General features: G+C 67.3%; 26 protein-coding genes and 1 pseudogene. 10 read left to right on the top strand and 17 right to left on the bottom strand.

Annotated elements, in window-relative coordinates; translation table 11 throughout:
- Nucleotides 1–86: 86 nt before the first annotated feature.
- From ACIHAX_RS36750 to ACIHAX_RS36730, 5 genes are read right to left on the bottom strand one after another with little or no spacing between them, the layout of a single operon-like run.
- Nucleotides 87–776: a hypothetical protein gene (locus ACIHAX_RS36750; RefSeq protein WP_397282294.1), complete on the bottom strand. Its 690-nt coding sequence runs from the start codon at nucleotides 774–776 to the stop codon at nucleotides 87–89.
- A 2-nt stretch (nucleotides 777–778) separates the two neighbouring features.
- Nucleotides 779–1549: a hypothetical protein gene (locus tag ACIHAX_RS36745; protein WP_397282292.1), complete on the bottom strand. Its 771-nt coding sequence runs from the start codon at nucleotides 1547–1549 to the stop codon at nucleotides 779–781.
- On the bottom strand, nucleotides 1546–1953 hold the full coding sequence (locus tag ACIHAX_RS36740) for an RRQRL motif-containing zinc-binding protein (protein WP_365335805.1): 408 nt from the start codon (nucleotides 1951–1953) through the stop codon (nucleotides 1546–1548). The genes ACIHAX_RS36745 and ACIHAX_RS36740 overlap by 4 nt, the downstream gene beginning before the upstream one ends.
- Complete coding sequence (locus ACIHAX_RS36735) at nucleotides 1950–2219, bottom strand: hypothetical protein (protein WP_397282289.1); 270 nt, start codon at nucleotides 2217–2219, stop codon at nucleotides 1950–1952. The genes ACIHAX_RS36740 and ACIHAX_RS36735 overlap by 4 nt, the downstream gene beginning before the upstream one ends.
- On the bottom strand, nucleotides 2216–2383 hold the full coding sequence (locus tag ACIHAX_RS36730; RefSeq protein ID WP_397282287.1) for a hypothetical protein: 168 nt from the start codon (nucleotides 2381–2383) through the stop codon (nucleotides 2216–2218). The genes ACIHAX_RS36735 and ACIHAX_RS36730 overlap by 4 nt, the downstream gene beginning before the upstream one ends.
- Nucleotides 2384–2450: 67 nt before the next feature.
- Between ACIHAX_RS36730 and ACIHAX_RS36725 the strand changes: the two are divergent.
- From ACIHAX_RS36725 to ACIHAX_RS36700, 6 genes and pseudogenes are all read left to right on the top strand, one after another.
- Nucleotides 2451–2687: pseudogene (locus ACIHAX_RS36725) on the top strand (GntR family transcriptional regulator); the annotation flags it as partial.
- 111 nt (nucleotides 2688–2798) lie between these two features.
- Complete coding sequence (locus ACIHAX_RS36720; RefSeq protein WP_397282298.1) at nucleotides 2799–3293, top strand: UTRA domain-containing protein; 495 nt, start codon at nucleotides 2799–2801, stop codon at nucleotides 3291–3293.
- The gene (locus ACIHAX_RS36715; protein ID WP_365335770.1) at nucleotides 3290–4306 is read left to right on the top strand and encodes an asparagine synthase-related protein; all 1017 of its coding nucleotides are present in this window, start codon (nucleotides 3290–3292) and stop codon (nucleotides 4304–4306) included. The genes ACIHAX_RS36720 and ACIHAX_RS36715 overlap by 4 nt, the downstream gene beginning before the upstream one ends.
- Complete coding sequence (locus ACIHAX_RS36710) at nucleotides 4303–4560, top strand: hypothetical protein (protein WP_365335772.1); 258 nt, start codon at nucleotides 4303–4305, stop codon at nucleotides 4558–4560. Before ACIHAX_RS36715 ends, ACIHAX_RS36710 begins: the two co-directional genes overlap by 4 nt.
- The gene (locus ACIHAX_RS36705) at nucleotides 4557–5303 is read left to right on the top strand and encodes a pyrimidine reductase family protein (RefSeq protein WP_397282284.1); all 747 of its coding nucleotides are present in this window, start codon (nucleotides 4557–4559) and stop codon (nucleotides 5301–5303) included. Before ACIHAX_RS36710 ends, ACIHAX_RS36705 begins: the two co-directional genes overlap by 4 nt.
- A gap of 256 nt (nucleotides 5304–5559) precedes the next feature.
- Nucleotides 5560–6555 carry a replication initiation protein gene (locus ACIHAX_RS36700; RefSeq protein ID WP_397282281.1) on the top strand — a complete coding sequence of 332 codons (996 nt, stop codon included), beginning with the start codon at nucleotides 5560–5562 and terminating at the stop codon, nucleotides 6553–6555.
- A gap of 360 nt (nucleotides 6556–6915) precedes the next feature.
- Here ACIHAX_RS36700 and ACIHAX_RS36695 read toward each other — a convergent pair whose 3' ends face one another.
- Entirely contained in the window at nucleotides 6916–7782 is an 867-nt protein-coding gene (locus ACIHAX_RS36695; RefSeq protein WP_397282278.1) for a hypothetical protein, read from the bottom strand.
- Nucleotides 7783–8019: 237 nt separating this feature from the next.
- Between ACIHAX_RS36695 and ACIHAX_RS36690 the strand changes: the two genes are divergently transcribed.
- The 4 genes from ACIHAX_RS36690 to ACIHAX_RS36675 all read left to right on the top strand — a co-directional run bounded on the left by ACIHAX_RS36690 (nucleotide 8020) and on the right by ACIHAX_RS36675 (nucleotide 11902).
- Nucleotides 8020–8679 carry a hypothetical protein gene (locus ACIHAX_RS36690; protein ID WP_397282276.1) on the top strand — a complete coding sequence of 220 codons (660 nt, stop codon included), beginning with the start codon at nucleotides 8020–8022 and terminating at the stop codon, nucleotides 8677–8679.
- Between the two features lie 441 nt (nucleotides 8680–9120).
- The gene (locus tag ACIHAX_RS36685; protein ID WP_397282274.1) at nucleotides 9121–9516 is read left to right on the top strand and encodes a hypothetical protein; all 396 of its coding nucleotides are present in this window, start codon (nucleotides 9121–9123) and stop codon (nucleotides 9514–9516) included.
- 263 nt (nucleotides 9517–9779) lie between these two features.
- Complete coding sequence (locus ACIHAX_RS36680; protein ID WP_397282272.1) at nucleotides 9780–10772, top strand: DNA adenine methylase; 993 nt, start codon at nucleotides 9780–9782, stop codon at nucleotides 10770–10772.
- 20 nt (nucleotides 10773–10792) lie between these two features.
- On the top strand, nucleotides 10793–11902 hold the full coding sequence (locus ACIHAX_RS36675; protein WP_397282270.1) for a hypothetical protein: 1110 nt from the start codon (nucleotides 10793–10795) through the stop codon (nucleotides 11900–11902).
- Nucleotides 11903–12013: 111 nt separating this feature from the next.
- On the opposite strand, the gene ACIHAX_RS36670 is transcribed toward ACIHAX_RS36675, so the two are convergent.
- The 11 genes from ACIHAX_RS36670 to ACIHAX_RS36620 all read right to left on the bottom strand — a co-directional run bounded on the left by ACIHAX_RS36670 (nucleotide 12014) and on the right by ACIHAX_RS36620 (nucleotide 23195).
- Complete coding sequence (locus ACIHAX_RS36670; RefSeq protein ID WP_397282268.1) at nucleotides 12014–12439, bottom strand: hypothetical protein; 426 nt, start codon at nucleotides 12437–12439, stop codon at nucleotides 12014–12016.
- Nucleotides 12436–13239, bottom strand: coding sequence for a ParA family protein (locus ACIHAX_RS36665; RefSeq protein WP_397282266.1), 804 nt, complete (start codon nucleotides 13237–13239; stop codon nucleotides 12436–12438). Before ACIHAX_RS36665 ends, ACIHAX_RS36670 begins: the two co-directional genes overlap by 4 nt.
- Before the next feature lie 151 nt (nucleotides 13240–13390).
- Nucleotides 13391–14860, bottom strand: coding sequence for a hypothetical protein (locus ACIHAX_RS36660; RefSeq protein WP_397282264.1), 1470 nt, complete (start codon nucleotides 14858–14860; stop codon nucleotides 13391–13393).
- A gap of 1420 nt (nucleotides 14861–16280) precedes the next feature.
- Nucleotides 16281–16730 carry a hypothetical protein gene (locus ACIHAX_RS36655; RefSeq protein ID WP_397282262.1) on the bottom strand — a complete coding sequence of 150 codons (450 nt, stop codon included), beginning with the start codon at nucleotides 16728–16730 and terminating at the stop codon, nucleotides 16281–16283.
- Nucleotides 16731–16809: 79 nt separating this feature from the next.
- The gene (locus tag ACIHAX_RS36650; protein WP_365335809.1) at nucleotides 16810–17604 is read right to left on the bottom strand and encodes a DUF2637 domain-containing protein; all 795 of its coding nucleotides are present in this window, start codon (nucleotides 17602–17604) and stop codon (nucleotides 16810–16812) included.
- Nucleotides 17601–18035, bottom strand: a complete 435-nt coding sequence (locus tag ACIHAX_RS36645; protein ID WP_397282259.1) for a hypothetical protein — start codon at nucleotides 18033–18035, stop codon at nucleotides 17601–17603. Before ACIHAX_RS36645 ends, ACIHAX_RS36650 begins: the two co-directional genes overlap by 4 nt.
- Nucleotides 18032–18760 (bottom strand): hypothetical protein, encoded by a 729-nt coding sequence (locus ACIHAX_RS36640; protein ID WP_397282257.1) that lies wholly within the window; start codon nucleotides 18758–18760, stop codon nucleotides 18032–18034. The genes ACIHAX_RS36645 and ACIHAX_RS36640 overlap by 4 nt, the downstream gene beginning before the upstream one ends.
- On the bottom strand, nucleotides 18757–20679 hold the full coding sequence (locus ACIHAX_RS36635; RefSeq protein ID WP_397282255.1) for a hypothetical protein: 1923 nt from the start codon (nucleotides 20677–20679) through the stop codon (nucleotides 18757–18759). Before ACIHAX_RS36635 ends, ACIHAX_RS36640 begins: the two co-directional genes overlap by 4 nt.
- 2 nt (nucleotides 20680–20681) lie before the next feature.
- Nucleotides 20682–21134 (bottom strand): hypothetical protein, encoded by a 453-nt coding sequence (locus ACIHAX_RS36630; RefSeq protein WP_397282296.1) that lies wholly within the window; start codon nucleotides 21132–21134, stop codon nucleotides 20682–20684.
- A gap of 10 nt (nucleotides 21135–21144) precedes the next feature.
- Nucleotides 21145–21669, bottom strand: a complete 525-nt coding sequence (locus ACIHAX_RS36625) for a hypothetical protein (protein ID WP_397282253.1) — start codon at nucleotides 21667–21669, stop codon at nucleotides 21145–21147.
- A gap of 29 nt (nucleotides 21670–21698) precedes the next feature.
- Nucleotides 21699–23195 carry a hypothetical protein gene (locus ACIHAX_RS36620; protein WP_397282251.1) on the bottom strand — a complete coding sequence of 499 codons (1497 nt, stop codon included), beginning with the start codon at nucleotides 23193–23195 and terminating at the stop codon, nucleotides 21699–21701.
- Between the last annotated feature and the right edge of the window lie 52 nt (nucleotides 23196–23247).

Below are 23247 nucleotides of genomic sequence, written 5' to 3'. Positions count from 1 at the left end.
ACCGATCAACCTACGCAGCACCCGGCGGTCACCACAGCCAATCCGTCAACGATCCCCCTTACCGCTGTAATTCACAGGCATGCTCGTCACGGCCCGGCCTGGTCGGTCTCGAGCGCCAGGCGCCCGATCACCATCTCCGGCGACAACCCGCCCGTGGTGAAAGGCAACCGACGCCGCGACAGCCGGGCGGCGGCGCGCTGCTCACGCTGCGCCTGCGCCCACAACGCCCGCTCCGTGCGGGCCGGGGACTTCAACCCGACGGTGGCCAACTGCACGCGGCGGTTGGTGTGGGCGATGGTCGCGGTCAGCCACGCCAACGGCACCAGCACCACGGCCATGCCGAGCAGTCCGGCGGTGTACTGGCCCTCCAGGAACTGGTGACTGGCCTCGGTCGCCATCCGGCCGGGCTCGAACACATCCCACGCCCACAGCGCGGTCGCGCCCGGCATCGCCAGCACGCTGCCGATCAGCCAGTTCCGCAACCTCGTCGGTTTCCACGCCAGCGCGGTCGCCGGGATCAGGATCATGATCGTCATGACCAGGATCGCGATCACGCAGGCAGCGATCAGCAGCGCGCCATCGGCCAGGCCCTCCAGCGACCACGTGCTGAAATCGGGCAGCCAGCCCAGCGGGTCGTGGTCCAGGCCGATCGGCGGCATCTTCCGCTCGATCTGGATCGGTGCGCCCGGCGCGGGCGTCGGAGTCGGGGTAACGACCGGGGTCTGCGCGTAGGGAGCGCAATCGGCCTGGGTGATGATCGGAGTGCAATCGGTCATGATCAGACCGCCTTTCCTTCGTTCGGGTCTGCGTCCTGGGGGATTTCGTGATCAGCGGCTCCGCCCGCGATCACCCGGAGCCCGGGACGCGAAGCGAGCGAGGAGGATTCGGCCTTCTTCTTGGCCAGCAGTTCGTCCAGATCGACCAGACGCAGCTTCGGGCCGTCCGACAGATCCAGACCGGCCGCAGCAGCCCGGATCACGTTCTTCACCGCTTCACCGCGGCAGTAGTAGGTCAGGCCGGTGCACTGCGCCCTCTCGGCGACCTTCAGCGCCTGGACCACCGAGGTACGCGCTGCCGTAGCGCTTTTGGCAGTCAGCTCGACTTCGACAGCCCACAGCTCACCGGAGCTGGTGAGGTAGCGGCCGTCGTGGATGTGCGGGCGCGGCTGCCTGGCCTTCACCAGACCGACATCCGCGCGCATCGACCGCTCCGAGATCCAGCGGTCCAGATCCAGACCCGTCAGCGCCAGCCGCAGCTGGAACACCGCGAGGGTGTGGGCGGCCATCTTCGGCGTGGGCACCCAGTAGCGCACCGACCGATCCAGCAGCGCCTCGCACGCCGAGCGCGTCGGATACACCCAGATCGACCCGGGCACCGGGCGCACCCGGTTGTCGCTGATCATGCGGGCCTTCTGCCACCTCGCCACGATCCGATACGCCCGCGACCGGCTCACGCCAAGCATGTAGGCCACCAATTCCAGAGGTGCGCCGTACATCTCGGCCAAGATCGTCAGCACGAGCATGTCGCGCGGCGAGAGTTGATGGCTCATCGGTCGTATCCCTCCCGGTCGACGTCCCGCGAGAACACGTCGGCCAGGGACGAACCCGCCCGGTAGTCCGCGAGAGCGCTGGTGGATGTGTTCCAGCCCGGCCCCGGATCCCCGGCCTGCTCGATCTCGGCGCGGTCCACGCCGTGACGCTCCGCCGCACGCAGCTGGTGCTCACGCGTCGCCTTCGCCAGAGCTGCCAGCTGCGCGGGCGTCGCCGACCGCTTCGGCGCGGCCTGGTTCACGTCGAACAGGTGCGCCACCTGCTCACGGCCGTAGCGGCGGAACGGAATCCGGCCCTGGATGTCCTGGCCGTTCGGGCGCAGCCCCGCGGCGTCGAGCTGCCGCTTCGTCCTCAGATGCGCGGGCGCCATACGCCAGGCGTAGGTTTCGATTCCCTCGCTCACCGCTGCCACCCCGCCGGCGTCGGAATCGGCTGTGCAGGAACACGCTGCACACGCACGCAGTCGGTACGCCTGATCTCATCAGCGCGGCAGATGTTCGGCGACGGCCGATAGCCCTGGTAGTCGAGCCAGGCCACCGAGCAGCCCGTCATCGCGACCAGCACACCCAGCGCCAGCAGTGCAACGCGCACCTGCACCGGCAAAGCCCCGAACGCCCTCGACCCGGCCGACATGACAGCCGCGTCGGTCTTCACAACCGGCCCGATCATCGCCGCACCCCGCGCCGACGCAGAGGCCCAGAACGGTGCGTGACCAGCTTCCAGCCAACCCACACCGCTGCCGCAAAGAACACACTGCCGATCACCAGCCCCGGCGCGCTGACCAGCACAAATACGCCCGTCAGTGCGGCCAGGGCCAGCAGACTGGACCTCATGTGATCACCTCCGTTTTTGTTGCTTAACAAAGCTTTCATCGCCTATTGTTAAGCAACAAAACCCAGTGTGTCAACATTGTTCAGCAACAAACCCACACAGCTGTGTGAGAAGAGGAGGGCCGAAGTGCCACCCCGGACGATCTGGCGAGACATCGCCACCGATCTGCGCCGTCGCGTCGATGGAGGTGAGTGGGCTGTCGGCGAGCGCCTACCTGCGGTGCGCGAGTTGATGGATCAGTACGACACGCCATCTCAAGGCGCACTCGTACGTGCCATCGCATCGCTTGTCGATGAAGGTGTGCTGATCACAGACCCCAAAGCTCCCCGGCGTGGGGTCCGAGTTCGCGCCCGCACACAGGTAACTCGGCGAGGCGCGTCCCGATACACCCGAACGCCGGAGGGCTTGGCGCCGAATATGCATGAGGCCGAGGCGGGCGGCTGGCATGACGAAGTGACTGCTGAGCGCTGGCGAGAAGACGCATCCGAGGAAGTCGCCAGACGACTGGGCATTGCGCCAGGGGATCCGGTGACTGTTGCCCGATACCTATGGCTCGTGGATGGCCAGCCCGTCCAGGTGGGCACCCAGTACGAGCCGCTTGCGCTTGTACAACACACCGCCATCGAGGAACCAGTGGACGGCACGCGGGGCAATCCGGGCGTAATCGCCCGATTCGACAGCATCGGACTGCATGTCGATCGCGTCGAAGAAGAAACCCGCGCGAGGATGCCCTCACCAGAAGAGCGCGAGATCCTGCAGCTCGGAGCCGGTGTGCCGATTCTGCACATCACCCGTACGCACTGGGCAGGTCAGACCGCTGTCGAGACAGCCGATATCGCGATCTGCGGCGACCGCATGGTCGTCACAACTACGCACCATGTGCCGCCACTTGCCGAAGGAGACCCGCAGTGATCCCGAATAGCACCGCTGCTCAGACCGGCATCGGCATGGAGTATGTCGCCGAGCTGCGCGACATTAGTTCTCCCAACCCGCAGGCCCGGCGGCTGACTGATCCCGCTGAGGCGGCGCGCCTCGTTCAGCGGGAAACCCTTGAGCGACTCGACGCCATCATCCAGGCGCAGAGCGGTACACCGGTCATTCTTCTGAGCGGGGGGGTCGACTCGATCCTCGTCGCGGCGGCGGCGGTGCAACTGGGCGTGCGGCCGCATGCCATCACCGTGGTCAGCGACACGGCAACCGATGGCGCGAACGCGGCCGCGGCAGCCTCTGCTCTCGGCCTACCGCACGATGTCATCTCCCTCACCGACGACACAGTGGCCGGCCTCGCACGTGAGTCGGTCGCCCGCCTCGGGCTGCCGGAACTGTGGGAGATCTCCTATGCGGTTCCGCTGCTCGCGACGACGCAGGTGCTGAACCGGCTCGGCTCAGTCGGGCCGATCCTTATGGGCAGCGGTGCGGACGCGATCTTCGCTGGTGGCCGCCAGCTCCGGAATCCGGTCGACTCTCCGGAGGCCGTGCTCGAGATGGATGCCGCTATCCGGAAGGAGTCGGCGAACAACTTCGTGTACGACCGGTTGATCCCCGACTTCTACCCGCGCGTGATGGGCGAGTACGCAGACCGAATCACGTTGGTTTTCCAGACACTTCGGTTCTGGGAGCTCGCGGAAACCTTCGCGCCGCCCGTGTTTTACGGCGTCCGTGAGGGCGTCGCGGTCGACAAACTGTGTGTGCGGATCGCTTGTGAAGGGCTGCTCCCCGAGCCCGTCCGACAAATCGCATGGGCCAAGAAATCCGCGATCCAACGCTCCGCAGGGATCATGGACGCACTCGCCGGAGCCGCGCGGAAGAAGGCCGCCGCGCTGCCGGGCGCGCAAACCTATACCGATCCGATGACAGAAGAGTGGGAAACCGTGGCCACCCGCCTCTTCCTCGCTCTCCTGGCCAACGAGCGGAGCAACGCGTGAATGAGCAGGTAACAAGTTTCGTGGCTCACTACAGCGTGGCTGATGATGAGTCCTGGGAGCAGACTCGGACACAGTGGCGAGAGATCGCCTTGCAAGCATGGGTCGACGCCGCCCAGCATCGGGGTATTACCGTGGCCGAGCAGCAGGTCCTCGAGGATCCCGCACGTGAAATAGCCGTGGTGGAAGTCGCGGGGGAATCGTTTGTGCTCATGCATCTGGGGCGAGGGACCGAAGTCCAGGCGGTCCCGCTATGACGGATCTACCGCACCTCATCCAATCCGCCGAGTTGGACGACACCGCGCTGCTCCAGCTCTACGACGAGCCGGGAAACAAGCCTTGGGTCCGGGCGAATTTCGTCGTCAGCATTGACGGCGCGGTGGCCACGGTGGGCTCGTCCAGCGGGCTGACATCGCCATTCGATCAACGAGTGCTGAAGGTTCTGCGGGATCTGTCTGATGTGGTGCTTGTCGGAGCAAGCACTATCCGAGTTGAGGACTACATAGGCATCAGACCGACAGAAGCTGGGAAAGGCTGGCGCCTCGAGCACGGGCGCGCTGCGGTCCCCCCGATCGCCGTCGTGTCTGGCCGTGCCGACATCGACCCGAAGTCCAGGCTTCTCACCAACACGTTGGTGCCGCCGATCATCCTCACCACCACATCAGCAGCACCGTCCAAGAAACAACTCCTTCGCGATGCTGGGGCGCGCGTGATCGAGCTGGGAGCAGAATCCATCAGTTCCGCGGCCATTCTCGGCACTCTTGCCGATCTGGGCATGAAACGGATTGTGTGCGAAGGTGGTCCGATCCTCACCGGACAGCTAGTCGCAGATGACGCACTGGACGAGTTGTGCGTAACCACCGCGCCGCAGTTGTTGGCAGGGGAGTCTCCACGAATCACTCGATCCAATCAGCATGCAGCGGTCGGCATGCGATGCAGACACATCATCTTCGATGCGGACGGTGCTCAACTCGCCCGATGGGTTCGCCAGTCAGGCTGATCTTCCGTCCCCCTGCTCAAAGTGGGAAACCCTTGACGAGGTTCAGAGTCTCCCACTTTGAGGCGGTGTGCCTCGCAGTGCGGAAAGTATCCATATGGCTAGATAGAGAGAATATGTTCAAATACGCATATGCGTATTTCCTTATAGATCCACACTTGCTGTGGGTTCGGGCACCCGCAGCCCCGAAGTACCTGATTAGGCTAAGTCGGCGTGTCGTACTTAATCATGGAGGGTTGAGGGGGCAGACTGCGTGACCATGACGGCAGATGAGGACTGGGAGTCGGACGTATGGACGCTCCCATTTCCTTTCGAGGAGCACTGGCGGCCACAACGGCCGTACGCGAGCCGATCGAAGACGGGGGGCTACTACCGCACCAGCCGAGATCGGGCGCTCACGCTGCCGTACGTGGAGAGCAATCCGAAAGCGATGACGTCGCTCGTCATCACCGATCACGACGGCGGACGGGCCGACGAAATCGCAGCTTTGTGCGGGCTGCCGGTGCCCAGCTACGTCGCCATGAATCCGTACACCCGCGACGGACACATCGTCTATGCCCTCAAGAAGCCGGTGATCCTCACCGACCCCGCGCGGCGAGATCCGGTGCACCTGCTCGCCCGCGTCGAGGCCGGCCTGAACAACGTCCTGGCGGGGGATGTCGCTTACGCGCACCGTTTCACCAAGAACCCGACCCACGATGATCATCTGACGCTCTGGGGGCCGGACTACGCGCTCTACGAGCTGCGCGACCTGTGGGAGCCCATCGCCGCGCTCGGCGCGCTGCCGAAGTACCACACGACCACCGAACGCCGAAAGGCGCTGGCGTCCAGTGGCACCGGCCGCAACGTCGATCTGTTCGAACTGATCCGTCGCTGGTCCTACCGCCGCCGCGGCGACTACGACGACTGGAACTCCTGGCGCCAGCTCGTCGACGACCACGCATGGGACCGGAACATCGACATCATCGGCCCGGCCTATACCAAAGGACCGATGGAACCCGGCGAAGTGCAAGCTCTGGCTCGATCGGTGTCGGCGTGGACCTGGCGGAAGATCAAGCGGACGTTCAGCGAGGAACAGGCGCGGCGCGGCAGTCGAGGTGGCGCGGCGACCGCCGCGAACTTGAGTGCAGACGAGCGGCAGCAGAGGGCAAGCAAAGCGGGACGGATCATGACCGACGCGCGGCGGGAGGCGAACCGCCAGCGCGCTACAAAGTACGATGAGGCGGCGTTCATTGCCGCAGCCCTGGAGGGATGACGATGGGTGCAAGGAACCCTGTTCGGCGTACGAAGACCGCCCGCGAGCTCGCCGAGACGTTCGGGGCGTCCACACGTACAGTCCAGCGGATCATTGCGGAGCCTCGCGCCGACTACGAAGCACGGGCGATCGAGAAGCGCCGGCGGGCCCAGCAGATGCGCGGCGAGGGTGCGAGCTATCGCGAGATCGCCGACGAGCTGGGCGTCGGAATCGGGTCGGTGTCGGCACTTCTCCGGACGCCGGTTCCTGTCGAGGCGAAGTCCGCGTAACCCTTTCCAGAACTCGAACACACATACGATTTCTGACCGCCGATAAGCGGGCGTTATCAGCGGCCAGAGTCTCGATTCGATGGTTCTCGAGCTACTGTCCGCCGCTGAGAACTCCGGCTCCATCATCAGAGGAGTCGGCCGGCAGTGTCGACTGTTCGATAACCACGTCGGACGAAGCAGGTGGAAGTTGCTGCTGAGGCTCTACACCATGCAGCACCGCCCAGAGTGCAGCACCACCGAGCGCCAGCGAACCCGCTCCTGCACCGACCGCCTTCGCAGCGTTCCCGGCCCGCTCGACGAGGTCGAAGAGCTGCCGGAACTTCTCCCAGACCGATTGCGATGCTGCGTTCGCGTCGGTGACTAGGTGCTGATTTCGCACCATCGCCCCAGCAATCTGTGTCAGTGCGGCGTCCAACGCCTCAGGCCCATAAATGATGAACTCCCGCAAAGCGCGGCGGATCACATCGAGTTGATCGCAGACGAACGACCGGAGATCCGCTGGTATCTCCGACTCCTCCTGCATGAGGTCGTAGAGCTCCTGGACGCGGGTGCGCAGCTCGGTCAGCGTGTCCGCATCAACTCTGCCCTCCACTCCAGCTTGGCTCAGCAAGCCGCCGCAGATCCGCAGCCCCTGGATGTCTGGCGGTCCGTAGCAGGCCGTCATGGTGTGCGAGGGTTTGCCCAGTGACAGCGTGGCGGTCAGCGCGTTCTCGATGTTTGCGCGCCAGCTCAGCAGATCCTGGAAGCTGTGGTGTTCCTCGCTGATGTGCTGCCGGATCAGTCCCTCGATGTGTTCGGGGAGAGATCGCAGTTCGCCGTAGAGGGGAAAGAACTCGCTGTCAGTCGAGCATCCGAGAACGTTCTTCAGCGTCTGGATGATGGGACGGTCGGCGGGCTGGCCCAGCGCGTTCTGCAGGATCATTGCCAGGCGATGCGCCGGATTATTGGGTACGGACACCCCTGCATTGTGGCTGACCTCACCGACGTTTCATCAGCAGCCAAAGTCAACCACCAGCAGAGTGCACTCGCAGCTGAAGTATCCATATGGTTACTATTCTGGTTACTATTCTGTCGGCAGATAAAGCGAGAGGGACCCCGCTGATGCGGGGCCCCTCTCTGATGTTCGTTTGTCCGCGGGGGGAGGCCGAAGCCAACAAAGTCCCACGACTCGTAGCGACGAGTGTACGTTTCCAGCGTGCCAAGTGCAAAGCCCGCCAATGAATCAGCGATTTGCGACGTACTGAGCGCCCCGCGCTCGAGCACCTACATCACCGCTGCTGGCGGGGACAAGGCCAGGGCGATGGCTCTATACGGGTGGAACGCGCGCATTGCAGCTGCATTGATGCTGCCGTCGCACTTTGCCGAGGTCTCCACCCGCAACGCGGCATCGGAGGCCATCGCCACCGTATACGGCGCACGGTGGCCGTGGAGCTCCGGCTTCGTGCGGGCCCTCAACCCCACGACCGGGCCCGCGTACAACCCACGTCAGGACCTGCTCAACACTCGGAGCCGTCAACCGACGACCGGCAAAGTCATCGCAGAACTCAAGTTCAAGTTCTGGCAGAGCATGTTCACCGCCCGCCACGACCAACGTCTCTGGAGTCCCCACATCCTGGCTCTCTTCCCCAACGCTTCAGGGATGACAGCCAAGCAACTCCGTGGCCGGATCTACGACGACCTCGACACGATCCGCACGCTGCGCAACCGCATCGCCCACCACGAGCCGATCTTCACTCGAAACCTCGACGACGATCTCATGCGGATGCTCGAACTCATCGAACTACGCTCAACCCCCACCGTCGATTGGGTCTTCGCGATGGAAGACGTGAGCAGCATCCTCGTCGAACGACCCTGAACTCATCGGCGGCCTGGGCGCCCAGCCGCGGCGGACCTCAGGGGCGCTGGCGCGCCCGGCAGCGGCCGGATCGGGGATCCAGGCCTGGCGGGCACAAGACTGCCTGCGCGGCAGTCTCTACTGAAATATCTGCGTCTCTACCAACCTTCCTCGCCTCCATGAGGTGCAGCCCATCACTCGACAAGCCTCGTCTCTCCTCACCACTCAAACCCCGCCCAGCCCCTCGTTTTTCGCCAATCTCGCCGGTCATACCTCTTGCATCCCAGGCAACATCCAGGTCACGGGTCTCGAATATCGTCCGCGAAAATCCGTACCCTGGCGGCCATGTCAGCTTGTCCACGCTGCGGGAGACCGGTACCGGCCCCCACCCGCAGCCGCGGCCGACCCCGCGTCTGGTGCTCCGACGAGTGCCGCCGCCGCGCGCACGAAGAAGGCCAGCGGGTGCACGAGGTCGTGCGCGAACGCGTCGTCGAACGCCTGGTGTATGTGCCGCACAACCCGATCAGCGCGGTGGAGCTGGTGCTCAGCGACATCGACGCCGTGCAGCTGCTGCTCCAGCGCCTCACCGACCGAGCGCGAACCGAACCACACACCGAACTTGAGCGGGTGCGGCGCCGCCAGGTGCGAAAGCTGGCACCGATCGTCGAGCAGCTGGCCCACGCACTCCAGCCACCCACCCCACCGGCCGCCGCGCAGCCACCACCCCACCCCGACTGGATCATCCCCGAGGCCTACGAGGACGGCTGGCCCGCTATCGCGGCCGCGCCATCGCAGCCGCGGCAGGAGGAGCACCGGCCGAATCGCAGCAAGCGCAAACGCAAACGCAAACGCCGCTGACACACCATGTCCACCACTCGGCGCCACGGGGAAGCGGCAACACCATCCAGACCCATCCACACAGCTACCCCATGGGGGTATACGTTGGCACACCCATTGCACCATCGGTTTCAGGCGAAAAGTGGCCATCCGTCCACCCCTTCCCCCTGGAACCTTCCACCCCCTTCCACCCCCTTCCAGTGGAAACCCGGAAGGGGGGACGGGCCTTCGTTGACCATGAGTGCACCCTCGAGATCTGGAGCGAAATCCGGTAAAGTATCCATATGGATACTCTTCGCTCGCCGGTGATGTTCTACGGCAGCAAGGCCCGCATCGCCGCCCGGATCGTGGCGATGTTCCCGCCGCACGCCCACTACGTCGAGCCGTGCGCGGGCTCGTTGTCGGTGCTGCTGGCCAAGCCGCCGGCGCGGATGGAGACGGTCAACGACCTCGACGGGGACCTGATGACGTTCTGGCGGGTGCTGCGGGATCGTCCGGCCGATCTCGAGCGGGTGTGCGCGCTGACCCCCTACGCCCGCGGTGAGCACCGCGCCGCGCGCCTGGCCGAGGACGTGGACGAGCTGGAGCGGGCCCGCCGGGTCTGGGTGCGGCTCACCCAGGGGCGCAGCGGATCGCTGCGAGTGACCGGGTGGCGCCACGCGCGCACCGCCGAGGGCGGATTCCGCGGGCCCGCACGCTTGGACACCTACCTCGACCGGATCGCCCCGGCCGCGCACCGGCTGCGGCAGGTCAGCCTCGAATGCCGCCCCGCGGTCGAACTGCTGCGCGACTACGGCACCGGGCCACGCGCGCACCGCACGCTGATCTACCTGGATCCGCCCTATCCCGGCACGACGCGGGCCCGCAACTACCGCGTCGAGGCCACCACGGCGGCCGCGCACACCGACCTCGCCGACCAGGCCCGGGCCTGCACCGCGACCGTCGTCGTGTCCGGCTACGCCTGCGACCTCTACGACCAGCAGCTGTATCCGGACTGGTACCGCTACGAGCTGCAAGCGTTCACCACCCAAGGCCACGGCGAGCACGAACGCACCGAAGTGCTGTGGTCTAATCGCCCACTGCGCCAGCCACTCCCGCTCGATCACCCCGACGAGTTTCGTTACAACTACTCCCCAGAGCAGGGCGAATGTAACGAAACTCGGTGCGCCGAACCCTCCTGCCGCAAGACCATCGCCCAGCCCGCGACCGGGCGCCGACGCCGCTACTGCAGCTCGGCCTGCCGGACCCGCGCCTGCCGTGCCCGCGCCACCTCCTGAACCCCGAGAAAGCCATCCATATGGAAACCTTGCACGGACTGGCCGAGGATCAGCGGTTGCTGCTCGCGGCCATGGGCAGCGGGCAGATCGCCTACGCGCTCGGCTCGTCCTGGGGCATGGAATACCTGTTCGACTCCCACGCCGGTGGCACCCTCCGCTCGGTGGTCGAGATGCTGCGCCCGGAGTGGGAACACGGCTGGTACGGAGTCGTGCGCGGCCGCATCGAACTGGAAGTCGGCGGCGAGGTCGTGGTGAAGCTGACTCGGCGGCGCATGGAGACCTACGCCGCTGCCCTGCCCGAAGAAGTCCGCGCCGCGCTGTACGCGAGCTACCGCAACCGCGACGACGATGTCCTCGACCAACTGGTGTGGGACGCACTGGCATTGCCGCCCCGACCCGACCTGCCGGCGGTCCGTCCGTCGACCCGCCCGCCGGGATACAGTTCCCATATGGATACTGTTCCGGATTCGGTGGAGGACGAGCAGCCCGACGACACCGAGGACGACGGTGGCGAAACCGCGTCGTGCCACTACTCGACCGGACGCCTGACCACGGCGCAGGCCCGCACCGTCAACACATGGCGCCAGCAGCTCACCCTCACCGATCCACGGTGGAGCACACCCAACCAACGGCCCCCGGCCAGCAGCTCCGACTGCATCGCCGCCGCGGTGACCGATCTGCTGGACACAGCGCGCCCGGAGCATCTCGAGCTGGTCCGCTACGCCGACCGGATGCGCGAGCAGCAGCGCACCAACCGCGCGGGCGCGTTCCCGGCCGGATCGGTCGTGTCGTTCTACCTGCCGCCGTCCTACGCCGATCAGCTCGACGCGCTGCTCGCCGATGCCCAGCAGCACCACGCCGACACCCTGGACCAGGCCCGCGAGCAGGTGCTGGCCGAGCTGCCCGGCCGGGCCAACGCCAACGCTCGCGTCATGCGGATGATGTCGGTGGTCGGGAGCTTGAACATCCCGCTCAAGGCCTACCGGCTGCCCGCGGGCACCCTCGCGCGCATGGCGATCGACCGGTGGGCCGCCAAACCCGCAGCCGCTGTCGTCGCCGCCGCCGTCGGCTACGGCCGCGAGTACCACGCCCAGCAGCACCGTGCCCGCAAGGACATGGGCGTCGGCTGACCGACCGTTACCGAACACCTGTCCTGAAATGCACCACAGTCCAACAAACCGAACCTGTGTGCACGCGTCCATACCTGCCCATACACGTCCTTACCTGTGTACGGGCGCGTATTACTCGGGTATGGTCGGCAGCGCCGCCAGGCGCGCGGCGAGTTCGGCCGCGCGCTGGCGGGCCAGCTCTTGCGCCACCGCGTCCACCTGGTCGGCGCCCGCCAGCAGCAGCGCCGACAACGCGACGTGCCGCGGCGTGCCGTCACCGAGCAGCGCCACGATCTTGTCGGCCGCCGCCTCCAGCGCTTTCGCTGCCTCGCTGGTGACGTAGATCGACGTGCGGCGCATCCCGTCCGGGTCCGGCCGCGTACCTCCGCCCTTACCCGTCCGTACACGGTCCGTACCCGCCCTTACCTGTGTATGGGCAGGTGTGGAAGGCGGCGGGTTCACCGGGACGTTGAGGTTGATCCGCGACCGCAGAACCTCGTTCGGGTCGGTGCCGGACAGATCCGGGCCCGGCAGCTGCCCGCGGTTACGGCCGGTCACGACGTCACCACCGAAGTCAGATCCGGATCGAGGCGAGCGACCAGCGCGCGGAATCCGTTGGCGGTCTCGCTGTCCGGCGCGTGCGCGATCACGGTGGTCCGCAGCCTCCATGCCTCGCGCACTTCCTTGAGGTCCTTGAACACGCCCAGCACGCCCAACGGGTGCGCCTGGAACGCCTCGAGCGTCGACGTCGCGATGCGCCCCTTGCGACCGTCGTACAAATTTACGACCAGGCCGGCCACCTCGAGCTCGATGCGCAACGCCTCCTGCAACGTCGTGATCTGCCGCAGGAACAACCGCAACGCGCGGATGCTCGAGTCCTCCGCCTGCACCGGGATCACGATCTTTCCCTGCACCCGGTCATTGTCGGAACGACGGCGAGTGGCGACCAACGCGTTGTCGTTGAGCGCACCCAGCGACGGCGGGCAGTCGATCACCACGTCATCGAAGATCCCGACCAGAGCGTCGAGGAACCGGCTCAGCAGATACTCCCGGCCTGAACGCCCATACATCTGCGGTTCCAGCAGGAACATGTCGTCACTGGTCGGGATCACGAACAGCCCGCCGTCGACCTGCTGAACCAGATCGGCGAGTTCGCCGCTCCACTGACCCAGCAGCGCCCGCGCCAGAGACGCGTCGGTCGCCAGCTGCGCGCCGATCGCTTCGGTGAGATGCCCTTGCGGATCCCAATCGATGGCCAGCACACGGCGGCCGTGCTCGGCCAGCCCAGCAGCCAGGTTGATCGTGTCGACGGTCTTGCCGACGCCACCCTTTTGGTTGGCAATTGCGTAGATGCGCACAGCAGGACCGTAGCGTCTCCACCCACCCATACCGGAGTGCACGCGCTTCATACGCGTGTATGGGCAATGTATGGGCAGTTACGGACTGCCCATACACATCCACGAACTCACCGGCAGGCGGCACACGATAGCTGGCAACGGCCCGGCCCCGTCATTTCTGGCCTGATCCCTTCTTCGGGGCGAGTTCGGATTCCAGGCGGGAGATGGTGTTCTGGGCGGCGGAAAGGGCGCGCTCGAGCGCGTCGGCGCGGGCGTCGGCAGCGGACTGGATCCGGGTGATCTCGGCGGCGTGGTCGCTGCGCAGCTGTTCGCGGTCGGCGCGAGCTTCCGACCGCACCGTAGCCAGATCGGCTCGCACTTCGCTGATTTCGGCCCGAAGTCGCTGCGCATCGGCGTCGGCGTCGGCGGCCGCGCGCTGGGCGGAGGTCGCATCCGCGCGGGCGGCGGCGAGCTCGCCCCGCAGATCCGTGGCCTCGGTTCGGGCGCCGGCCAGCTGGGTGCGCAGATCGGTGAGCTCACCGCGGAGCCGGTCGGCCTCGGTCCGGGCATCGGCGGCGGCCTGCTCGGAGGCGGCCTGGGCGGATTCAGCGCGGTGCCGCGCCGCGATCGCGGCGTCACGGGCATCGTGAGCCTCGGCGATCTGGACAGCGGCGTCGTGCTCGACCTGATCGACGCGAGCGGCGGCGTCCTGCTCGGCGGCTGCGATCTGCTCCCGTGATTGTGCCTCAACCGCCGCGATGCGCTCGGCAGTCTCCATGCGGACTGTGTTGAGTTCGGCGATAGCAGCGTCGCGCTCCGACCGAGCTTGCGCTGCCTCACCGCGTGCCCGGGTGGCGTCTGCCTCGGCGGTAGCGACCTGCTCATCGGCTTCCGCACGGGCAGCAGCGACCTGCTCGGCAGCCTCGGTGCGGGCGGCCTCGATCTGCGCTACAGCCTCGGCGCGCACGATCTCGACCTGCTCAGCGGCCGAAGCCTCGGCGGCCGCGATGCGCTCCTCCGCATCAACGCGCGCCGCGTCCCGGGCGGCGATCGCGTCTTCGGCCGCGCCCTCGGCCAAAGCCTTGTCCTCGAGCGCACGATCACGCTCGCGGCGTGCGCTGATCGCGTCGGCCTCGGCTTCGTCCGCACGGGTATTCGCCACCGCCAGCTCGGCCTCGTGCTCACGGCGGATCTGCGTGACCTCCGCGACCGCCGCATCCGGATCGATCGCGGTCGCGACGATCTCGTGCACCCGGCCGACCAACTCCCCCAGCTGCTCGCGGTGCGCGGTCGTCACCATCTCCACCTGAGCCAGCAGCTCCGACAGCGACGCCCGCGACGACGTCACCGGCCGGGGCGCGTTCGACCGCTCCCGACGCGGCGCGACCTGACCGGCCGCCGCCAACTGCAGCTCCCGCCGCCGCTGAAACGCCGTGGTCCGGTCATGGGTGCGCCGCTGACCATCCGGATCCGTATGCGGCTCACCGCAATAGCTCGCCTGACGGCCCGGACGCGCCGCGGACGGGATCACCCGCCCACACACCTGGAATTCGCCGGTCTCCACCTCGAAACTGGCCGGGAACTGACACATACGCTCGCCGACCGCCGTTTCGACGGCCGGGACCTCGGGCTGCTCGCTCATGTCTTGATTCTACCAGAATTTTGTTTCGTTATATATGTTGAAGACAAATCATTTCGTTGTGTTTATACGTTTTAACGATACATAACAAATCTGATATGAGCGCTGGTGAGCCAGAATTTTGCCCCTGTCCGTGTCCGGAGGTCGCGGTAGACCAGCTGTCCCGCCCCGCCCAAGCAGTCCCAGAAACGCGACCGCGGCATCTCACGGTGACCGATCGCAGATAGATAGCTACTTTCGTAGCTGCGAAGTTTCTGCCGGGCTGGCTATTCCAGCGCGCAAGACTGGTCTCGCCTGCCGTAGAGCTGCGGTAGACCACACGACTCCCGCTTGCGCACCTGTGTCCCTCTGGGTGGCCTGCCTCCCGGCGAGGGCGGGGTGCTGGGGCAGCGCCCCGCCTCGCAGCCTTCGGCTGCGCAGCTTTCCCGGTCCATAGCGCGCGCTTGGGGCTCGTGCTGGGTGTCCCTCCGGTATGGCCTGGGGCTACTCGATCACGACGGCGGCGGCCGTCAAGGGTGGCCGCCAGGCCATCGGCGCAGCCGACTTGCCCTTGACGGTCGTTGTCGTCGTGATAGCCCCAGACAAGGCCATACCGGAGGGACACCCAGCACCCCGCGCGCCGGACCGCGCGACCGCCAGGTCGCGGAACCCACCCACGGATCGCACCGCGCGCTGCACCACCGTGCATTTGCACGTGCCAGCGCTCCACGCGCCCACCGTCACACGCGCCACGCCAGCCGAAAAGCACGCCAGCCGCGTGCAGTAGACCGCAGCCGATGCAGACGACGCCACTACCGTCACCGTCTCCCAAAGCAACCCACTCGCGAACTTTCCGATGCCCCACCCAACGCAACCACTTCTCTTTCTCTCAACCACCACCCCAACCCTCCCTTTCTGATCTTTTGATTTCTGATTGCTCCCCCACCCCCACCCAGTCCGACATCTCGTTGAACACGCAGTGGGCGATGAGATGTCGGACTGGGTGGGGGTGGGGGAGTGAGCAGAAATCCCGCCCTTTGCCCAGCTCACGGGAGGGTTGGGGTGGTGGTTGAGAGCGCCAATAAGTAGCACACGCGTGTGCTACTTATTGGCTACTTTTGTGCTGGGGTTTTCGCGCCTCCGACCACCACGACCGGAACCAAGATTGACTGCCGAAACAGCCGGATCCACGGCAAGACAAAGCCCCTTCCTCGGCCGGATAGCGTGAGTCCGGCTCGGTGGTTGTTCAAGGGCGCTCCTGCGTCGCGTCGCCTACGGCGATGGCCATACGGCCACCCTTGAGCAACCACCGCTCCGGACTCGTTGTGCCTGCGGAGGAAGGGCCAGGGGAAAGGTCAGGGGATAGACAGCCGAGTTGTAGACCGGCTGTAGACACGAAGAAGCCCGGCCGAATTCACGGCCGGGCTTCTGTCGGTGGTGCGGGTTACTCGGCGGGCGGGACGTAGGCGACCAGCTCGTAGACGCGGCCGTAGCCACCGCCCTCGACCGGGCCGACGTACACCAGCTGATCGAGGCGACCGCCGATCGCGAATCCGCCGGCCCGAGACCGTCGCACGCCCGCAGCGATCGCGCGCTGCACATCGCGATCCAGCGTGATCGAGCGCAGGCCCTCGTCGTCGGAGTCGGCGCGCTCGTCGGTCTCGAGGATCAGCGCCGAATCGATGACGGGATCCCCGGCCTGGGCGACCATCGGCTTGCGGTTGACCCAGAACAGCGGCTGCCCCTTGCTGTTGTGGCGGTGGCGCCGAACCACGGCCACGATCTCGCCGGACACCGTGGTGTTCGGCTCCACGTCGCGGCCGAACGGGTTGCGGGCGCCCTGGCTCATCAGCTCGGCGTTGATCTGGTCCAGATCGGTCAGTGCGTTCGTCATGGTGAATTCCTTCGATGGATGAGGTTGAGAAGTGGAGGAGAAGAGAGGGCAGGCAGGCTGCCTGCCCTCTGGCGATCGGTCAGCGAATCAGGCTCAGCACCTCCCCACCGGTGTCGTCCGCATCGGCGGCGGCGATGATCTGCGCGACTCGGGAGTGCGACAACCCGACCGCGGCGCCGATCCGGCGCGTCGACTCCCCCGCCGCCGCGCGGCGCAGGATCTCCGCATCGCGTTCGGCGAGCGGGTCGCTGTCCACCACTTCGGCGGTGGCTGTCTGCCCGCTGTCCAGCGCTGTCCGGTCGCTGTCCACTCGTGTGGAGTCGCTGTCCGGTCCTGTCCACCCGGTGTCCAGCCGGGTCGCCTCGGCGTACACCGGCGTCAACCCGTCCTCCGGACCTGGCTCCGGGGTCCGGGGAACCTCGATCAGGGCGGTCAGGCCGTGGGTGGCGGCCAGACCGAACAGCGGCGCGGCGCCCGCGACGCACGCCGCGATCGTCGCGGGCAAGATCCGCTGCCCGGATTCCGCAGCGTGCAAGCCGTTCCCGACCACGGAGATGAGTTCGGCGGCGAACAGCTCACCCCAGAAGAACCAGCGCGTCCCGGCGGGGATGGTCACGTTCTGGCGGGCTCGCCGCTGCAACGAGACCAGCGCGACCGCGGACTGGACAATCGCGCCGTCGACGAAAATCGGTCCGGCCCACGCTAGACGCGGTGTAATCCCGGCCATCACCGACAGTTCGGTCAGGGCGGCGAACGACCACGCGAACGCGCCCGCGCCGATGACGATCGTCATCGCCAGCGCGGTCAGCTCCGCGACATCGAATCGACCGCTGGACGCCCGGTGGACGGACTGGACAGTGGCTGTCGAGTTCATCGGTCGTATCCCTCTCGATCGGTGGACACGGCCCACAGGCCGTAGACGGGGGTGTGGATCAGCCGTTCCTGCTCGGCGTGCAGTGCGTGTCCGGCGAGCTGGTCCAGGGCGTTGTCCAGGTCGCTGGCAAGTTCGCGGTTACGGTCTTCCAGCTGAGCGGCCTGGTGCTCGGCGGCATCCAGCGCCGCCAGCGCGGCGGCCAGCCGCTGCGCCAGATCCGCGGCGCGCTCGTTCGCCGCGATCAACCGCGCCTCCAAATCGCCGGTGGCCGAACCGGACGTCGTCGGCTGGGCCGGGCTCACCGGTGGAGTCCCGACCAGGGACACCGACTGCGGGGTCGACCGCAGCGGCGTCGGCCGGATGGCCAGCGCGTCGGCGAAGCAGTCCGCGGGCTGGGCGGGCATCGTCGCCTCGACCGACGGGGCGCTCACCGCTCCGCTCCGTCACGCTCGGTGTTCGCCAGCGACGCCGCCAGCGCGTTGCCGGATCGGTAGTCCGCCAACGCCGATCGGGGCGCGGTATCGCGGGTAATGTCGGTGGTTGGTTCGGCTCCCTGCTGGATGTTTGTGGTGTCGGACCGTCGGTGCATGCCGGGCGTTGCACCGCCCGGCATGTCCGTGGACAGCTCCGCGGTGCGCGCGGCGGCGAACGCGCCCGACACCGGGACCGGCCCCGCGGACGGGCGGGCCTTGGCCGGATCCGACCAGGAATCGCGGCGTTCGGCGGCGGCGAGCTGCTGGCGGGCCTGCTCGATCGAGCGGGGCTCGACCACCCAGGCGCCGTGTCCGGCCAGCTCGCGGGCGTGCTGCTGGCTGCGCCAGTCGATCTCGCTGATCGCGTGGAAGCCCTGGGCGCGATCCGCGGTGATCTGCTCGTGCATGCGGCGCATAGTGTCCGGCGCCGAGCGCCAGTCGCTGTGCGCGTCCTCCAGGTATCGGTAGGCCGCGCCCAGTTCGTCATCGCGGTCCGACCAGCGGGCGGAGATCTCACCGACCTGGTCGAAGATCCGGTCGACGTCGGCGCCGGAGGCGTGGGACGCGGTTTCGCTCAGGTCCTTCACGCGGTCGAAGTCCGCCCGCATCAACACCTCCTGCGGGTTCTCGACCCGCCCGGCGTAGCGGTTGATGTAGAGATCGTCCAGATCGTTGCTGCTCATCGGTCCATGCCCTCTCGGTCGTGTCCGTTGTGGGCGATGGCCTCGGCCAGGCTGTTGCCGGGCCGGTAGTCCGCCAGCGCCGACCGGCCGCTCGAGACAGACGCCTTGGCCTGCTCGGCCTGGCGCTCCGGGCTGCCGAACCGCTCCCGTGCCGGTGTGCGCTCGGCGAGCTTCGCCACCGCCTCGTCGCGTTCGCCGCGCAGCCGGTCCCGCTCGGCGGTCACCTCGGCCAACTGGGCGCCGACGTCGCCGCCGTCGCGGCCCGCGACCTGACCGCGCGTCCGGGAGTTGATGTCGCGCAACTCGTCTCGCTCGGCTGTGACCTGCTGGAGCTCTTGCGACAGTGCGTAAACGTCGCGCCCGCTTTCGGCCAACGCCGAGACGACATCGTTCCGCTCGGCTTTGACCTTGGTCAGTTGCCGGGTAAGCCGGGCGTTCTGCTCGGTCAGGTCGTTGTTGTGCTCGATCGACAGCCCGTGCCGGGTGGTGAGTTCGGCGAGCTTCTTGTCCCGCTCGGAAACCTGAGCCGCCAACTGGTTGTTGCGCTCGACGGCGTCGACCAGCTCGCCGGACAGCTGCTCGATCTCACGACCGCGCTGCGCGAGATCCTCGGCGAGCCGGTGGCGCTCGGCCATGATCTGTACCACCGACGCGGGCTGCTGCTGCCCGTCGCGCTCCTGCGCGGATGAGACCCGCTCGATGCTCTCCTGCCACTGGGTCACTTCGTCGGCGACCATCGACCGGCCACCCTCGGCGCGGAACACCGGGTCTTCGTGGCCCTCGCTGGAGGTCTCGGAAGCGGCCACGTGCACGGTGGTGCCGGGTGCCGGCCGAATCACCGCCAACTGCTGCGCGGTCCAGCGAGCCGAGTCCGCCTCCGTGGCGTGGGCGCCGCGCTCGTGCACCACCTGATTCGCGTTCTGCGGCAGGTAAGTGACGGTGCTGGCGAACCGCAGCTCCTCCGCCTGCTGTTCCTGCTCCTGGGCAGCCTCGCGGGTCTGCGCCGTGACCTGCTCACGGTGCACCTGCCCTGCCAGCGTCCGCTCCCGCAACACCGCCTCCCGGGCCGCGAGCTGCCCGGCCACGGTCTCGGGGCGGCCCTGGTCGACGTACTGCTTGGCGGCGTTGAGGGTGTCGCGGGTCTCGACCTGCAACGTGGTGCCATCCGACCACGACGTGCGACCGACGTTGCGCTGCAACCACTCCGTCGCTGTGTGCTCGGTGGCGAACGAGCGGGATTCGGTGAGCGTCCCGCCGTCCAGATCGGTCCACGTCATCTGCGCGGTGTAGCGGTGCCGGTGAGCCTGCGCGGCGTCGATCCGAGCCAGCAGCGCGTCCTCCGCGTTGGCGCGGTGCGCGGCATCGAGGCCCTGCTGCCACTCCTGCCGTTCCCGGTCGGCACTGCGGTTGATGCTGACCGCCTCGCGGGCCACCCGCGCCCGGTAGTGCAGCGCCTCCAGCCCTTTGACCTTGTGAGCGCGGGCGAACAGGTTGCCGGTCTTGAACTCCGGGAACACCGTCGCCGCGTCCAAACCATCCAGCGCAATGCCCTGCTCGGTGCGAGTCAGGTGCCCGTCAGCGATGAACTGGGCGGCCAGCCGGTCGCGGTGCTCGACCAGCGCGCGGGCATCGCGGGCACGGCGGTCGTGATCCACGCGCGGATCGTTGGCCCTCAGGGCAACCGTTTCGGCGTGCAGCCGGTAACGGTTGACCGCCTGATTGGTCCAGGACAGGTGGTTGGTGCGGGACTGCTGCTGCTCGCGACGCTCCTTACGGACCAGGCGCGAGATTTCCTTGCGGGCCCGGCGGCGCTCCAGCCAGTTCGCGGCCTGCGCGTGGCGCTGCATCGCCATACGCATCGCGGCACTGAACTGGCGTGCCTGCGCGATCATCTCGTCTTCGGGACTGCGATCGGACATGATCAGTTCTCCTTCTGGGTGGTGGGGATGTAGCCCGCGGCGACGTTGGCGCGGACATGGGTCAGCAGGTCAGTTCCGGCCTGCTGGATCGAGGGATCGGCTCCGGCGGATCCGGCTGTGTCGTCGGTGAGGTAGCGCCACTGGATGCGAGTGACGGTCGTCTCGGGTGTGCAGCCCTGGTGGCTGCGGCAGAAGAACGCGATGAACTCGTCCGGGGTCCAGTCCGGGAAGCCCTCGGCGCGCACGTCCTCGGCGGTGATGAGGGCCAGGCGCTCGCGGCGCACGTCCTCGACCACGACATCGACGATGCGGACCAGCGGCTCACCCTTGCGGCGTCCCATGACCTTGCGGCACAACGTCAGTTGGGTACCGGGCTTGAGTGCGAGCCAGCCCATCCGGCGAGTGACGGTCTTGGTACGTGCGCGGACCTGGTCCTCGGTCAGCGATACCGACATCAGCGGCACGTCAGTTCTCCTTTCTGGGGTTGGCGGGTGTTCCGGTCGTGCGGCGGGTCTCCATCGCGGCGCGGCGGCGGGCCAGCTGCTCGACGTGGCGGCGGATCCAGGAACCGGCGTCTGCCAGGGCGTAGGCGAGCATGCGGACGGTTTCGATGGCGCCGGGGCGTCCGGCGCAGTGCCACCACGCGAACGCCGCCAGCGCGAGCACGTACAGCGACAGTGGGCCGGGCAGCGGCAACACCGACACCGCGACCACAGCGCCGGTCGTGGTCGCCACCGCCGGACCCCAGATCCGCACGTTCTCGCGGGCCTTGGTGAGCCGGGAGACATGCGGGGTCACGGTGCGGCCCACGCTGCCGCCGTCGGGCACGACCGGCGTCAGCAGCTGCGCGGCGAGCTTCTCGGCCTCGCTGCCTTCCATGTCGGCGGTGAGCGCTTCGAGCACCTGCTGCTCGCGGGCCTGCTCGGCGGCGCTGCGGCCACCCAGCTCCTCGCCGTGGTCCTCGGGTTCGATCGGGTTCGGGAAAGCCATTGCTCGTAACTCCTTGTCGTAGTGGTGGTTCAGGCCGGGCGGCGCTTGGTCAGGTCGATCACCGGCGCCAGGCCGGTGGTGTCGTCGGTGTCGGGTTCCAGGTCGGTGAAATCGGCGATGCCGGGCAGTGGACGCAGCCGCTTGAGCTCGGCGTCGTCCAGCGGGGAGACCCGTCCCCAGCGGGCGCGGCCACCGGCGACCTGGACTACGTCGCCTTTGGCCATGGCGCGCAGCCGGTTCGGCGGGATCAGGAACTGATCGCCGGGTTTGACGTTGCCCTCGTCGCCGTCGCGGTTGCCGCTGATCAACTTGCGCGACAGTTCGAACTTCGCGCGGGTGCCGTACTTCTTGGCCAGGGTTTCCGGATCCGACGAGCGCATCAGCAGCGAGCCACCGGAAGCGGCGGCGACCAGGCCGGTGCGGTTGTCGTCGTCGTGGCCCAGGCCTTGCCAGGACTGCGCGATCCACCACGACCCGATGCCGGCCTTGCGCAGGCGCTCGACCCACTTCACCGCGCGGGTCTTGCCGTCACTGACGGCGGAGAACTCATCGACCGCCATCAAGCTGGTGCGGCCGTGTTCCTTGTCGGCGAGCTGTTCGAGCATGGTGCCGATCGCGCCGAACTGGGCGCGGGCCCGATCCGGGGTCTTCACGCCCTCCAGCACGATGTAGAGGACATCGAAGTCGGTGAGCTCCTTGTCGCCGTCGAACGCATCCCCCAGGGCGCGGTAGAGGTTGGCGAACTCCGCGCGGGCGGAGTTCATGACCGGCTGCTTGCCGTCGATGGTCGACTTGATCTCCATGTCGATGCCCATGACGCCGGTCCAGACCTCGGCGGCGGGCTGCCCGCCCCACAGCTTCGACAGCTTCTCCACGTCGAACCGCGACAACAACTCCAGCCACGACCGCGGCGGGTTGTGCCCGATCGGTGTCGACACGCCGTCGATGACCTCGACCCGGGCCGGGGCGTCCACGATCAGGTGGATCAGGGTCTCGCGGATCTCGTGGAAGTACTTCTCGGTGTCGGTGGTCGGCGTCGAGCCTCCGGAGACCATCGCCGAGAGGATCGAGCGCAGGTCATCCACGATGGCCTTCTGCGCCTTGACCTCCAGCGCGTCGAAGTCGTTGCGCGGCCACATGCCCAGCGACACGTCGTCGGGGAAGATCCCGATCCGCGGCGCGGGCACACCCAGCGCGGAAAACCACGTGCGCATCCGGGCGGCGACCTTGCGCGACTCGGGGCCGCCGTTGCAGTCGACCACGATCACCAGCGGCCGACCGGGACGATCCAGCCGCCACCACTGCCGGTGCCGCATCCAGGTGGTGATGAACCACGACACGAGGAACCGCACCATCAGCGTGGTCTTGCCCGACCCGGATCCGGCCACGGTGGTCTGGTGCTCGGCGGCGTTGATCCACGGCACGATCAGCCGGGTCTCGGTGCGCCCGAGCAGCTGCCGCAGCATCGACGCGGCCGGGGCCTGGCCCGTGACGAGTACACCTGTGAAAAACAGCGGTAAGGACATGGGCCTGCCCCGTCACCGGGGATTGGCCAGGCCGACTGGACTGGATCCCGCG

Origin of the sequence: Nocardia sp. NPDC051929 (genome assembly GCF_044548645.1) — a bacterium.
GTDB classification, from domain to species: domain Bacteria; phylum Actinomycetota; class Actinomycetes; order Mycobacteriales; family Mycobacteriaceae; genus Nocardia; species Nocardia sichangensis.
Note: the sequence above shows the minus strand (reverse complement) of the source record. Positions and strands in the feature narration are given on the sequence as shown.

Coding starts and splice junctions, on each gene's coding strand:
- ACIHAX_RS36735 (WP_397282289.1), bottom strand. CDS start 2,219: ATGATCGGGCCGGTTGTGAAGACCGACGCGGCTGTCATGTCGGCCGGG.
- ACIHAX_RS36620 (WP_397282251.1), bottom strand. CDS start 23,195: ATGTCCTTACCGCTGTTTTTCACAGGTGTACTCGTCACGGGCCAGGCC.
- ACIHAX_RS36705 (WP_397282284.1), top strand. CDS start 4,557: ATGACGGATCTACCGCACCTCATCCAATCCGCCGAGTTGGACGACACC.
- ACIHAX_RS36650 (WP_365335809.1), bottom strand. CDS start 17,604: ATGAACTCGACAGCCACTGTCCAGTCCGTCCACCGGGCGTCCAGCGGT.
- ACIHAX_RS36745 (WP_397282292.1), bottom strand. CDS start 1,549: ATGAGCCATCAACTCTCGCCGCGCGACATGCTCGTGCTGACGATCTTG.
- ACIHAX_RS36630 (WP_397282296.1), bottom strand. CDS start 21,134: ATGTCGGTATCGCTGACCGAGGACCAGGTCCGCGCACGTACCAAGACC.
- ACIHAX_RS36680 (WP_397282272.1), top strand. CDS start 9,780: ATGGATACTCTTCGCTCGCCGGTGATGTTCTACGGCAGCAAGGCCCGC.
- ACIHAX_RS36635 (WP_397282255.1), bottom strand. CDS start 20,679: ATGTCCGATCGCAGTCCCGAAGACGAGATGATCGCGCAGGCACGCCAG.
- ACIHAX_RS36700 (WP_397282281.1), top strand. CDS start 5,560: ATGACGGCAGATGAGGACTGGGAGTCGGACGTATGGACGCTCCCATTT.
- ACIHAX_RS36720 (WP_397282298.1), top strand. CDS start 2,799: ATGCATGAGGCCGAGGCGGGCGGCTGGCATGACGAAGTGACTGCTGAG.
- ACIHAX_RS36625 (WP_397282253.1), bottom strand. CDS start 21,669: ATGGCTTTCCCGAACCCGATCGAACCCGAGGACCACGGCGAGGAGCTG.
- ACIHAX_RS36655 (WP_397282262.1), bottom strand. CDS start 16,730: ATGACGAACGCACTGACCGATCTGGACCAGATCAACGCCGAGCTGATG.
- ACIHAX_RS36730 (WP_397282287.1), bottom strand. CDS start 2,383: ATGAGGTCCAGTCTGCTGGCCCTGGCCGCACTGACGGGCGTATTTGTG.
- ACIHAX_RS36675 (WP_397282270.1), top strand. CDS start 10,793: ATGGAAACCTTGCACGGACTGGCCGAGGATCAGCGGTTGCTGCTCGCG.
- ACIHAX_RS36660 (WP_397282264.1), bottom strand. CDS start 14,860: ATGAGCGAGCAGCCCGAGGTCCCGGCCGTCGAAACGGCGGTCGGCGAG.
- ACIHAX_RS36640 (WP_397282257.1), bottom strand. CDS start 18,760: ATGAGCAGCAACGATCTGGACGATCTCTACATCAACCGCTACGCCGGG.
- ACIHAX_RS36750 (WP_397282294.1), bottom strand. CDS start 776: ATGACCGATTGCACTCCGATCATCACCCAGGCCGATTGCGCTCCCTAC.